This is a genomic window from Pedobacter sp. UBA5917, from assembly GCF_002432345.1.
GTDB lineage: Bacteria > Bacteroidota > Bacteroidia > Sphingobacteriales > Sphingobacteriaceae > Pedobacter.
The window spans coordinates 1-12524 of sequence record NZ_DJDT01000072.1 but is presented as its reverse complement, the minus strand read 5'-3'; the positions used below and the strand labels follow the sequence as shown (position 1 = coordinate 12524).

13 protein-coding genes are annotated in these 12524 nt (G+C 38.5%); 5 read left to right on the top strand and 8 right to left on the bottom strand.

Annotation, left to right across the window (positions count from 1 at the left end):
- Positions 1-245 precede the first annotated feature (245 nt).
- The gene (locus B2V92_RS04610) at positions 246-992 is read left to right on the top strand and encodes a glycosyltransferase family 2 protein (RefSeq protein ID WP_293305130.1); all 747 of its coding nucleotides are present in this window, start codon (positions 246-248) and stop codon (positions 990-992) included.
- 220 nt (positions 993-1212) lie between these two features.
- On the top strand, positions 1213-1773 hold the full coding sequence (locus B2V92_RS04605) for a type 1 glutamine amidotransferase domain-containing protein (protein ID WP_293305129.1): 561 nt from the start codon (positions 1213-1215) through the stop codon (positions 1771-1773).
- Between the two features lie 280 nt (positions 1774-2053).
- Here the strand turns inward: B2V92_RS04605 and B2V92_RS04600 are convergent, their stop codons facing one another.
- The 6 genes from B2V92_RS04600 to B2V92_RS04575 all read right to left on the bottom strand — a co-directional run bounded on the left by B2V92_RS04600 (position 2054) and on the right by B2V92_RS04575 (position 7744).
- A complete protein-coding gene (locus tag B2V92_RS04600) occupies positions 2054-3097 on the bottom strand; it encodes a hypothetical protein (protein WP_293305128.1) in 1044 nt (347 codons plus the stop codon).
- A 151-nt stretch (positions 3098-3248) separates the two neighbouring features.
- Positions 3249-4439 (bottom strand): serine hydrolase domain-containing protein, encoded by a 1191-nt coding sequence (locus B2V92_RS04595; protein WP_293305127.1) that lies wholly within the window; start codon positions 4437-4439, stop codon positions 3249-3251.
- A 30-nt stretch (positions 4440-4469) separates the two neighbouring features.
- A complete protein-coding gene (locus B2V92_RS04590) occupies positions 4470-5384 on the bottom strand; it encodes a lysophospholipid acyltransferase family protein (protein ID WP_293305126.1) in 915 nt (304 codons plus the stop codon).
- 85 nt (positions 5385-5469) lie between these two features.
- Complete coding sequence (locus B2V92_RS04585; RefSeq protein ID WP_293305125.1) at positions 5470-6387, bottom strand: lysophospholipid acyltransferase family protein; 918 nt, start codon at positions 6385-6387, stop codon at positions 5470-5472.
- Positions 6388-6541: 154 nt separating this feature from the next.
- A complete protein-coding gene (locus B2V92_RS04580) occupies positions 6542-7120 on the bottom strand; it encodes an NAD(P)H-dependent oxidoreductase (RefSeq protein WP_293305123.1) in 579 nt (192 codons plus the stop codon).
- A 63-nt stretch (positions 7121-7183) separates the two neighbouring features.
- Positions 7184-7744 (bottom strand): Crp/Fnr family transcriptional regulator, encoded by a 561-nt coding sequence (locus B2V92_RS04575; RefSeq protein ID WP_293305122.1) that lies wholly within the window; start codon positions 7742-7744, stop codon positions 7184-7186.
- 15 nt (positions 7745-7759) lie between these two features.
- On the opposite strand from B2V92_RS04575, the gene B2V92_RS04570 reads away from it, so the two are divergent.
- Entirely contained in the window at positions 7760-8263 is a 504-nt protein-coding gene (locus B2V92_RS04570) for an energy transducer TonB (RefSeq protein WP_293305121.1), read from the top strand.
- A 374-nt stretch (positions 8264-8637) separates the two neighbouring features.
- On the opposite strand, the gene typA is transcribed toward B2V92_RS04570, so the two are convergent.
- Complete coding sequence (typA, locus tag B2V92_RS04565; protein WP_293305119.1) at positions 8638-10443, bottom strand: translational GTPase TypA; 1806 nt, start codon at positions 10441-10443, stop codon at positions 8638-8640.
- 205 nt (positions 10444-10648) lie between these two features.
- Between typA and B2V92_RS04560 the strand changes: the two genes are divergently transcribed.
- Positions 10649-11008 carry a DUF4180 domain-containing protein gene (locus B2V92_RS04560; RefSeq protein WP_293305117.1) on the top strand — a complete coding sequence of 120 codons (360 nt, stop codon included), beginning with the start codon at positions 10649-10651 and terminating at the stop codon, positions 11006-11008.
- A gap of 220 nt (positions 11009-11228) precedes the next feature.
- On the opposite strand, the gene B2V92_RS04555 is transcribed toward B2V92_RS04560, so the two are convergent.
- Positions 11229-11681 carry a VOC family protein gene (locus tag B2V92_RS04555; RefSeq protein ID WP_293305116.1) on the bottom strand — a complete coding sequence of 151 codons (453 nt, stop codon included), beginning with the start codon at positions 11679-11681 and terminating at the stop codon, positions 11229-11231.
- Between the two features lie 133 nt (positions 11682-11814).
- Here B2V92_RS04555 and B2V92_RS04550 point away from each other — a divergent pair, with 133 nt between their 5' ends.
- The gene (locus B2V92_RS04550) at positions 11815-12492 is read left to right on the top strand and encodes a TIGR02117 family protein (protein WP_293305115.1); all 678 of its coding nucleotides are present in this window, start codon (positions 11815-11817) and stop codon (positions 12490-12492) included.
- Positions 12493-12524: the final 32 nt, after the last annotated feature.

Below are 12524 nucleotides of genomic sequence, written 5' to 3'. Positions count from 1 at the left end.
GCCCGCCTGCTTCGGGCAGGGAGAGATCTACCTCGAGACAGATTTCTCGACTACGTTGCACTCCGCTCGAAATGACGATCTCTTGTATTCTAATAGAGTGCTTACATTAAGTGATCATTTATATTGACACTACAAACTAAATTGTTTCTCAACACCACAAATGTTTAGCAAATTTCATTTTCACAACCGGACAGAAAAATTTGCGCAATCTTTATTAAATTTACTCCAATCCAAAAACCCAACCCTTGCCAAAGCTAACCATCATCACCATTGTATATAATAACGTTCGCGATATCGAACGTACCATCCAATCTATCCTTAAACAGACTTATAAAAAAATTGAATATATCGTAATAGACGGAGCATCAACAGATGGTACTTTGCAGGTTGTTGAGCGTTATAAAGACCGCATTTCTACAATTGTTTCCGAACCAGATAAGGGCATTTATGATGCCATGAACAAGGGTTTGGCCTTAGCTACCGGCGATTATGTTTTATTTATGAACTCTGGCGATGAAATTTATGATGAAAATACGGTAGAAGACGTTTTTGCCACAGTGCCAGGTGCCGATATTTATTACGGGGAAACCGAGATGTACAATGACAACTGGGAAAACCTGGGCCGCAGACGACATGAAGCACCTGAAGAATTTGACTGGACCAGCTTTAAATATGGCATGAGCATCAGTCACCAGGCCATTTATATTCGCCGCAGCATTGTTACACCTTACGATTTAACCTATAAATACAGTTCGGATATCGACTGGATTATCAAAGCCGCAAAAAAAGCTTCAAATATTGTTAATGTTCACCGTTATGTTGCCAAATACCTGGTTGGTGGCATGAGCAAAAAAAAACACCGCGAAAGCTTAAAAGAACGTTTTAAAATCTTTACTAAATACTACGGTTTGTTACCCAACATCTTTAACCATATCATTATTGCAGGTAATTTAGCCCTGTATTTTGTGAAACACCGCAGAACGAATGACTAGTTCTGTGTTTCACTACCATTAACAGGCTTAACAAAAAATATCGTCATCTCGACTGAAGCGCAGCGGAACGGAGAGATCTATCTCGAGACAGATTTCTCGACTACGTTGCACTACGCTCGAAATGACGACATCTAGGTACATCCCCTAATCTCAGATTTCTGAAACAATAATTTCCCCCAACTGTCTTTTAATATATCACCTATTAAAAACTTTAAAGATTATGGGACAATTAAGTAACCGCATTATTGCTGTACTTTCAGAAAGCGGATTTGAAGAAGTAGAATTAACCGAACCGGTAAAAAGGTTAAAAGAAGAAGGAGCCACCGTTCACATTATCTCCTCAAAAAACGGAAAAATAAAAGCTTGGGACCACGATCACTGGTCGATAGAAGTTGATGTAGACAAAACCATTTCGGAAGCAAATGCCGATGACTATAACGGTTTACTTTTACCGGGCGGTGTAATTAATCCGGATCAGTTGCGTGTTAACGAAGATGCATTAGCTTTTGTAAAATCTTTCTTTGCCGACGGTAAGCCGGTTGCGGCAATTTGCCATGGTCCGCAAACTTTAATCAATGCCGATGTGGTTCAGGGCAGAAAACTAACTTCGGTAAAAAACATCTCCCAGGATCTGATCAATGCCGGTGCACTCTGGTCAGATGAAGAAGTAGTGGTAGACCAGGGATTGGTTACCAGCCGTACACCGAAAGATTTACCCGCTTTTAACGATAAAATTGTAGAGGAATTTGCCGAAGGTGTTCATGAAGGGCAGCACGCTTAAAAACTTTGGACGCTCTTTCTAGATTCACTCAAAAACGGTTGGCAATTTGCCGGCCGTTTTTATTTTGAACACTTTTAGTGTATCGTTTAGATTATTTTGAACTATAAAGATTATTTTTGAGTCTTTACTTAAAGTGATCGTCATGCTGTCCCGAAGCTTCGGGATCAGCATCTATCTTGCTATAAAGACCCTGAAATAAATTCAGGGTGACGACACTAATAATAGATTGTAAAAAATAATATATTAACTAAAGGTCCAACACCACTAAACACAACACCACTCACAACTTAACCTGCCTGATGATATTTTTAATGTTCAGTTCAATAATATCAGTCATGGTGTTACAGCGCAGGTAATTTATATCTTTAAAATAATCACTCATCCCCTGTTTTAGCAAAGCGATATTTTCGGGCGTAGTAAGTTCTTCCTTATTCGAAACATCACGGAGATCAGTTAAGCGGTGGCGCTCGCTCCTCACCCGGTGCACAATCGACGAGCGTTCTTCCTGTTGATATTGCAATACCGTTTTCTCGGTTAACTGCTCCATACTCATTTTTACATAAGGCAAATTCTCCTTAAAAAACTGAGGCAGATAAACTTTTAAATTCCCCTCGTAAAACTGTTGATCAAAATCTATAGCCCTGATGCGGAACTGTATGTCATCAAAATCGGGGGTAATTTGCACCACAAAATTATAGGCACGCATATCGCCTAAAAGCATGATCAAACAACGCTCATTAAACTTTACAAATTCTTTGGCAATACGGGTAGGATTAAATTCGGGAGTATAAAGCTGTCCTTTGGTAAAAACGTCGCCCGGAATACCGGCAATATGTTCCTCCACCAGGGTATTACCATCAACCAGGTAATTTACCTGATTGGGTGAAAGGATTTCTTCCATTTCCAGACCATAAATACGCGATGCATCGGCCTTTTTGATATAGAAATAATCGTAAACATCATTTAAACGGTTTACAATCCTGATGCGGAAAGGATGCGTATTTCCAAAAGTGCAGTATTCAATTTTATCGATGTATTTATGCTCCACAATCCGCAGGTTACCGGATGCCTTTAGGTTGGCATAAATTTCTTTTAAACCCTCATGCAGTGGTTCGATTAAATCCTGTGCATAAATAGGCCCTTCCCAAAGCGAATCTTTACCAAACTTATCCATTAACGGAAAAGCTTCGTTAAACTGCATCAGATCGTTGTAGCCGATGGGCAATTTCGCCTCGCGCTGATAGGTACGCAGGTATTTCTGCAGCGCAGGTGTAACCGGAAAAATCGGCTTCTTTTTTGAAATTTTTACATCGTTGTTTTCCATGCAGAAGCAATGTACAGTTTTAAAAATTTAACAACAAAGAACGTGAGGTACTTTCTTTTTCTACCGCAAAGGACGTCGGGTTTTATGCAAAGAACGCGGAGCAAAAACTACATGGCGTGCTTTGCGCCTGTTTTCTTTGCGTGCTTTGCGGTTACTCCTTCGGATAACTAAATGGCAAACCACTTAAATACCTGCTGATTTTCCGGTAAGGATAATTCCCTGCGCCATGATCGGCAAACTGCACAATAATGGTATTTGTTTTCGGATCGATATACAGCCTTTGCCCTAGCATTCCTTCAGCAGCATAATCACCTTTATCTCCTTCCTGCGGAATCCACCAAAGGTAATGATGGGCCGATTTTTGCCATCCCTTAGCCGATGCAGGTTTTTCATTGCCAATATTAACCGATTGATTAACCCAGCTTTCGGGAACGATCTGTTTTCCATTGTATCGGCCCCTCTTTAAGTACAAACGCCCAATTTTTGCAAAATCTATTGCGGTTACCTGAAAGCGGCTGGCCGTATTGGTTAAACCGTTTGCCTGATCCAAGCCCCAGGTTGCGTTATATTCAGTCCCGATCCGTTTCCATATATTGGTTTCGAAATATTGGGCTACCGATTTCCCGGTTGCCTTTTTTAAAACCCAGCCCAGTAAAATCGGATCGATACTTTTGTACACCCAAACCGTGCCCGGCTTATTTACCAGTTTAACTTTCATCAGCTGCGCGCCCATATCATCGGTATAATAATATTTGGCCTCGTCAGAAAAAAATGCTTTTACAATCCCGCCCAATGCATCCTGGAATTCGAGTCCCGATTTCATATCCAACAGATTTTTTAAGGTAATCTGTTCGAAAGCAGCATTCGACTTTAATTCGGGAATATACTTTGTTACCTTATCGTTCAGGCTTTTAATACTGCCATCGGCCAATGCCTGCCCAATCATAATGGAAATCATGCTCTTTGCTCCCGAAAATATGGTACTTAAAGTGCTATCGCTATAACCTTTATCATATTTTTCGTACAGGATGCTATCATTCCTGATTACGATAAAAGCATTAACCTGTCCGTTTTTAAGATACGTTTTTAAGGGAATGGATTGGTTATTCCCATCCTGCACATGCAAAGTATCTAAATCATTGCGTGGTTTTGCTGATCTGATAAAATGATAAACAGCATCACTTTTATGCGAAATTTCCTGTGGAAAAATTTTATAGGTTTCGGCACTGGGCGTTCTATATTTTAATACATTTAAAAGGTACGGTTTCCAGAGAAATAAGGCAAATAATGATAAAAAGAATGCATAAATCAGCAGTAGCAATATTTTTTTGAACGTTTTCATTTACAGGCGTTATGTGCACAAATATAAATATTATGCCTGTTTTAACATTTCATTTCTGGTAAAAAGAAGTTCCGGTTTGGGCTGGTGTTTCCATCTTTTATGGCTCCACAACCAATATTCGGGTTTGTCTTTAATCATCTGCTCTAAAAAACGGGTGTGCATTTCTGTAATTTCAAATTCTGCGGTTTCTGCAGGATTTAAGCATAAGGGAATACAATCCACATCATAAAAGCCACGTTTTAACACATTGATCTTAAAATAAAATATCGGCTGACCGGTACGTTTTGCAATTTTTTCTATCCCCAGCTGAACCGAAGTATGCTGGTGCATAAAAGTTGTCCAGTAATGTAATTCATCTTTTGAAGGCGATTGATCATTACCAAAACTGAACATACTTGGTTTGCCTTTACTGGCCTGTAGTGCGCGCATGGTTTGCCGCATGGCGATGAGTTTATTACCAAATTTGCTACGTACTTTTTTAAACCAGCTATCGAATGTCGGATTTGATAAGGGCTTATAAATAGGATAATGATCCGCAGCAAAATTAAGTCCTATGCCCATTGTGCCCCACTCCCAGTTACCATAATGGGCCGAACAGATGAGTATACTTTCGCCCCGGTTTAAATAGGCCTGAACCTGCTCCTTATTTTTAAAAATAAAACGCTTTTCTATTTCCGCTTTTGAAATGCTGCTCATCTTAACAATTTCGAATACCAATGATGCCAGGTACCGGTAATAACGTTTTTCGATAACCACAATTTTTTCCAGGGTTTTATCTGGAAACGCATTCAATAAATTTGCCCTCACTACCTTGCGCCGGTAGCCAAAAACAAAATACAGCAGTAAATAAACCCCATCGGCCAGAATGTATAAAACAGATAGTGGAAACAGAGATAATACGCCTAAAAAAAATATTCCCAAATGGGAAATGCCCTTTTTAATCATACCATATTAGTTGAAATGCTAAATTAAAAAGCACCACAAAGAATTATGCCACAAAAATGTTAGATTTTAATTTCCGACAAATGGATTACGCCATCGCATTCTGATCTTTCGATACGGCATCAGTTGCCCTAGGCTCACGTTTGTATTTCCACCTGCGATGGCTCCATAACCAATAAGCAGGTGCTTCTTTGATCATATCTTCCAAAAAGCGGGTATGCATTTCAGTAATTTCAAACTCGGCAGTTTCTGTTGGGTTTAAACAGATCGGAACACAATCTACCTCGTAATAACCCCTCTTTATGGTGTTAATTTTAAGGTAAAAAACAGGACGGTTGGTTTTTTTTGCAATTTTTTCTACGCCCAGTTGAATGGAAGATTCCTGGTTTAAAAACATTGTCCAATAGGTCGAGTCCTCTCTCGAAGGTGCCTGGTCACTCCCAAAGGTAAACATGGTTGCTTCGTTCTTACTCGCCTGGATGGCCCTTAAGGTTTGGCGCATCGATACCATGTGGTTACCAAACCTGCTCCTCATATCCAAAAACCAATTGTCGAAAGCATCGCTGCTCAAAGGTTTATAAATCGGGTAATGTTCTCCTGAAAAAGCCAGGCCAATGGCCATACAAACCCATTCGTAATTACCAAAGTGTGCAGAGCAAAAAAGAACGCTTTCTTTATTTTTTAGATAGGCTTCTACAAGATCTGTATTCTTAAATTTAACCCTCTTATTGAGTTCTTTTTTAGAAATACTCTTCATTTTGATCACCTCGATAAAAAGTGAGGCCAAAAATTTATAGAACCTTTTTTCTATTGCCTTGATTTCGGTAGTACTTTTTTCGGGAAAGGCATTAACCAAGTTTTCTTTAACCACTTTTCTGCGGTAACCAAAAACATAAAAAATCAGCACATAAAAAGCATCTGCCAATCTGTATAAAATGAATAGCGGTAAAAGAGAGAGTAAATTCAATAAAAATATACCCGCTTTGGATAACGCTTTATTAATCATTGCATTACGGTGTTTTGGTTACAACATGCAAAGTTACAGATGAATCAAATATCAATTGCCATAAAATTGTTAGTTTTTTATTCCCACAGGTTTTATGAAACACTACTGACAAAAATTAACGTAACTTATTAATAACCAAGAGACAAACAAAATGTCAACTTAAATTTTCACCCAGCTTAAATGCTTCATCAATCCACTTCCTACGTTGCTTTTCGGTTGATTTTTTAACGATCCCAACATAGGTAACTTTAACAGGATTTATCCCACAGAACTGGAGTACACTTTTCTTTAGCTGATTAACACTTGGCCGGCCGAAAAACATGCGGTAGTACCACGATGGTTGATCTAAAGTGGTAATAATCCGGGCAGTTTTGCCTTTAAATAACTTATCCCACCAAACGCTGTTTTCACGGTATTGAAAGGCAATTCCCGATAAAAATAAACGGTCGATAAAACCTTTCATCAAAGCAGGTATACCGCCCCACCATACCGGATGCACCCAAACCAGATGATCCGCTGCTTTAATTTTTTCTAAGCTGCTTAACAGATCGGGTTCCAACTCCATCCGCTGCCGGTAACCAAACTGTAAGTTGGGGTTAAAGGTTAAATCGGCGATGTGGATTATCGAAACATTTGCACCAGCTTCTACTGCGCCTTTGTAATATGCTTCTGCAAGGGCAAAATTGATACTGGCTTTATTGGGGTGGCCATTTATGATTAAGATATTTTTCATGCTGTTTTTATTTACAACACAAAATTAACTTCGATTTTTTGCTCAACAGGCAGACAAATGTCCTCAAATAATTTCTCTCCGCAGCCTGCTTAAATGCCGCGGCGTAATAGCAAGAAAAGAAGCGAGGTATTTTACCGGAATCTGTTTGATATAATCGGGATAACTTTTAAAAAGTTCCAGGTAACGTTCTTTGGCGGCATCTTTCTGGTACATAAAAATCCGCTTCTCCAAATGGAGATATTGTTGTTCGGCTATGGTTTTTAACAATTTTAATCCATTTATGCTCGAATCGGCCAAATCATCAACAACTTCCTTTTTAATGATCATTAAATCTACATCACTCATCGCCTGGATATTTTCGACAGTTGGATTTCCGGTAATCAGCGATGAATAAGCCGTCATAAACTGGTTGGGAAATGTAAGGCAGTAGGTATACTCTTCGGCATTGGCAGAGGTATAATAAGAACGCAAAATACCCGATTTAATAAAAGCGATCTCTCTACAGATATGATGCTCCGTAATAAAAAATTCTCCTTTTTTTAATTTCCTTGGTGTAGCATTTACCACAAAAGCATCTATTTCGGAAGGTAAAAGAATATTGAATGATTGGAGGTAGTTTTGCATGGATGTAATATTTGAATGCAAGGTAGAAAGAATCCCAATAACGTTTTACATTATGGAATTTCAATTAAAATAAATCCTGATATAAGCAACCAAGTTTCAAAAATGATCAGGATTTTAACAGTTATAACGCTATTACTTTTTTGGAAAGACTCATCTGTACAAAAACCAAAAGATAAAGCAATAATATATCCTTATGCGGATGATGCTGGTTTAGAAATACCGGCAAAGTTCCCCGGTGGAACACAGAAACTGCAGATTTTTTTATCCAAAAATTTGAAATGGCCCAACCCAGATTGGTGTGGCCAGGGAAAAATCTATGTTCAGCTTGTTATTGATAAGGACGGATCCATTAAGTCGCCAAAAATTTTAAAAGGAATACCAGGTGGAGAATTTTTAAATAATGAGGCTTTAAGAGTTGTAAAACTAATGCCTAAATGGATTCCAGCATATGAATTAGGAACACGGAAAAAGATTGCCAGTAAAGTGATATTCCCTATAAAATTTTATTTAACAGAATAGCTACATATATTCAAAAACCTAAATCCTGTACAGTCGCTTATTTCATTGTGGTTTAGCAGTAAGAGTCATTAATAAAAATACTATAACTACCTTCCTTATTTTTTTCAAGGAATAGAGTTGCTTTTGAAATATTACAACTTTATCTTCCCAACTCAGATGCGCTCAGGTGACTCAGGTATTGAAATAAATTAGCCTGTATCTTACTTCTTTTTACAAGACCCTGAAATAAATTCAGGGTGACGACACTATTATAAGCATACCTTAAGATTATGCAAATCATTAATCCTACTACTTAAATTCTAAAACGCAAAAAGCCCCGGTTTACACCGAGGCTTTGATATTTTTTCCAAGTCCCCTTTAGGGAATTTAGGGTCTTAAGCGAACTGCTTTCCTTTAACTTTACGTTCCTGCTCTGTTAAGAAGATTTTACGTAAACGCATGCTCACTGGCGTAACCTCGATATACTCATCAGCCTGGATATACTCCATAGCCTCTTCTAACGAGAATTTAATTGCAGGTGCAATACGGGTGTTATCATCAGTACCTGATGCACGCATATTGGTTAAGGCTTTACCTTTAACAACATTCACCACTAAATCGTTATCACGGATGTGCTCACCCATAATCTGACCTTCGTAAACATCAGCTCCCGGATCGATGAAGAAACGGCCTCTATCCTGTAATTTATCGATTGAATATGCAGTAGTCTGACCTTTCTCCATAGAAATCAATACACCGTTTAAACGGCCAGGGATTGTACCTTTCCAAGGCTCGTAAGCTTTGAAACGGTGTGCCATAATTGCCTCACCAGCAGTTGCAGTTAATACGTTGTTACGTAAACCAATGATACCGCGTGATGGAATTTCGAATTCTAAGTGCTGTAAATCGCCTTTTGGTTCCATAATCAATAACTCACCTTTACGTTGTGTTACTAATTCGATTACTTTACCAGAAACTTCTCCAGGTACATCAACGATCAATGTTTCGATTGGCTCGTGTTTTTTACCATCGATTTCTTTAACGATAACCTGTGGCTGACCAACCTGTAATTCGTAACCTTCGCGACGCATGGTTTCGATCAATACAGATAAATGGAGAATACCACGGCCATAAACCAACCACGAATCTGGAGAAGCAGTTTCAATAACTTTCAACGCTAAGTTTTTCTCCATTTCTTTGATCAAACGGTCTTTAATACGTTGAGAAGTTACCAACTTACCTTCTTTACCGAAAAATGGTGAGTTATTGATGGTAAACAACATGTTCATTGTTGGCTCATCGATACTGATTACCGGTAGTTGTTCCGGTGTTTCAAAATCTGCAATGGTATCACCGATATCAAAACCATCAATACCTACAACAGCACAGATATCGCCAGAGCTCACTTCGGTAGCTTTAACTTTACCCAAACCTTCGAAAGTATAAAGTTCTTTTACCCTCGATTTTACCAGTTTACCATCACGTTTAATCAAAGTAACCGGTTGGTTTTCTTTAATGGTACCGCGGTGAACACGACCGATAGCGATACGACCTACGAAAGATGAATAATCCAACGAAGTAATCTGCATCTGTAAAGTACCCTCGTTAACCGGTGCAGGTGGAATATTTGCCACAACAGCATCCAACAACGGGAAAATATCGGTAGTTGGCACTTTCCAGTCTGTACTCATCCATCCTTGTTTAGATGAACCGTAGATAACCGGGAAATCCAATTGCTCTTCAGTAGCTTCAAGGTTAAAGAACAATTCGAAAATTTGCTCATAAACCTCTTCAGGGCGACAGTTTTCTTTATCTACTTTGTTTACCACCACAATTGGTTTTAAACCCAGTGCCAAAGCTTTTTGCGTTACGAAACGCGTTTGAGGCATTGCTCCTTCAAAAGCATCACAAAGCAAAAGTACACCATCGGCCATTTTTAAAACACGCTCAACCTCACCGCCAAAATCCGCGTGACCAGGAGTATCGATGATATTGATTTTTACATCTTTATACCTTACCGAAACGTTTTTAGATACGATAGTGATACCACGCTCGCGCTCTAAATCGTTGTTATCCAATATTAACTCTCCTGTTTGTTCGTTGTCACGAAAAATAGAACAAGAGTGTAAAATCTTATCAACCAACGTAGTTTTACCGTGGTCAACGTGTGCTATAATAGCTATATTTCTAATCTTTTGCATAAAATGCGCCTCAAATTTGGCGCAAAGATAGTGTTTTGAAATGGATTTTCTACTATATCGCTCACTATTTAATGCTATGATAATGTTGCAATTATCTCATTTTTAAACACAAGCGTGAAGAGCAGTTTTCTTTGTCCGGTAAAGATTTCTATAAAAAACAGAATTTGTATCTTGCCAATCCAAGATAATTAAATTAAATATATAGATGAAAACAGAGACCCACACGATAAACAACATCAACGTTGCCGAAATTATTTCAGAAGAAATGATCATCAATAATGCTGAAGATGGATTAGACCTTTTGGGAAATTTATACTACCAGGGCTTTGATAAAATCATTATCGACAAAAAAAATATTACACCTGATTTCTTCGACCTTAAAAATGGAATTGCAGGAGAAATTCTTCAGAAATTTTCCAATTACCGGGTAAGCCTCGCTATTGTTGGCGATTTTAGTACGCTCCAAAGCAAGAGCATTAAAGATTTTATTTTCGAAAGCAATAATGGCAAACACATCAATTTCCTGGCATCAACAGCCGATGCCTTGCAGAAGTTTGGTGGTTAAGTAATCTATCTATAAACTTCAATTCGATTAATTCTTTATTCTACTGAATAATTTTAAGCCCAAAGAACTAGCGCGATCGTCATGCTGTCCCGAAGCTTCGGGATCAGCATTTTTCCTGTTAGATAGACCCTGAAATAAATTCAGGGGGACGGCTATGAGTGAAAAATGTACGCAAGAGACCTTTAAAGACATATTATTCATCAAAATTAGGTCATAAATCTTAAATACCTCTGTTTAACCAATCCTGATAAGAAATCACGCCTAACTCTGGCCTGGCCTCACCTTCTAAAATGGCGATAAATTCCAATGCATGTCCATCGGGATCGTTAAAATAAATGGCTAAAGCAGGCATCCAGGCAAAAACCATGGGTTCGCGATCGCCGCTTTTAAGAAAATTATAGGGTTGGAGGTTATTCGCTTCAAAAAAGCGGACCGATTTATTCAGCACATCATCCACATCGCAACGGAAAGCAAAATGCCTGATGTCGATCTCATCTTTTGGTTTTTCCCAAATCCCCAGCATGGCTTCCTTGGGTTTGCCGATCCAGAAAAAAGCAATTCTTCGCCCTTCTTCGTAGTGGCACTGCGTTAAACCTAAAACATTGCTGTAAAAATCTATCGATCGTTCTAAATCTTCTACGTAAATATGTGTTTCAAATAATCCTTTTATCATACGATGAAATTAGGAATAAGTAATTGCCGCAAAAAATCATGTTTTTCGATACCGGTATCAATAAAATCGATGTTTATTGCTTGGGTTACCAAAAACACCGATGTTGTATTAAAGATAAAGTAACCAGGGCAGCATGAACAAAAGGTTTTTAAAATATACGGGCAGGTTTTGCATTGTTTTTATTGCTTTAATCGGAATTTATTTCATTACCGCATTTTGTTGCTCACGGATAACGGTAAACTCAAACCCTACAAACCCAAAAGAAATTGCCATTTACATTATGACGAATGGCATACACACCGATATTGTGGTACCTGCAGTTACCGAGCAAATCAACTGGACGAAAGAAATCAGTTATCAAAACACACTCGAAGCCGATAGCACCTATCAATACCTGGCTATGGGCTGGGGCGATAAAAAATTCTATCTTGAAACTCCCGAATTTTCGGACCTGAAACTTAGCAATGGTTTAAGGGCAATTTCCGGTTTGAGTTCATCAGCGATGCATACCACCTATTACAAAAATATCAGAGAAGATGCCAGCTGTAAAAAAATAATGATCAGTAAAGCGCAATACCTTTTATTGATCGATTATATTTTAAGTGCGTTTAAAAAAGATGAATCGGGGCATCTGATCAGGGTTATATCAGATATTCATTATGATATCGGCGATGCTTTTTACGAAGCCAAAGGCAGTTACAGCATTTTTAAAACCTGTAATACCTGGGCCAACGGTGCGTTAAAAAAGTGTGGTCAACCCAGCTGCTTATGGACGATTTTTGATACCGGTATTTTTTTGAAGTACGAGTAATTTTACAAGATTTCGTCATGCTGAATTTATTT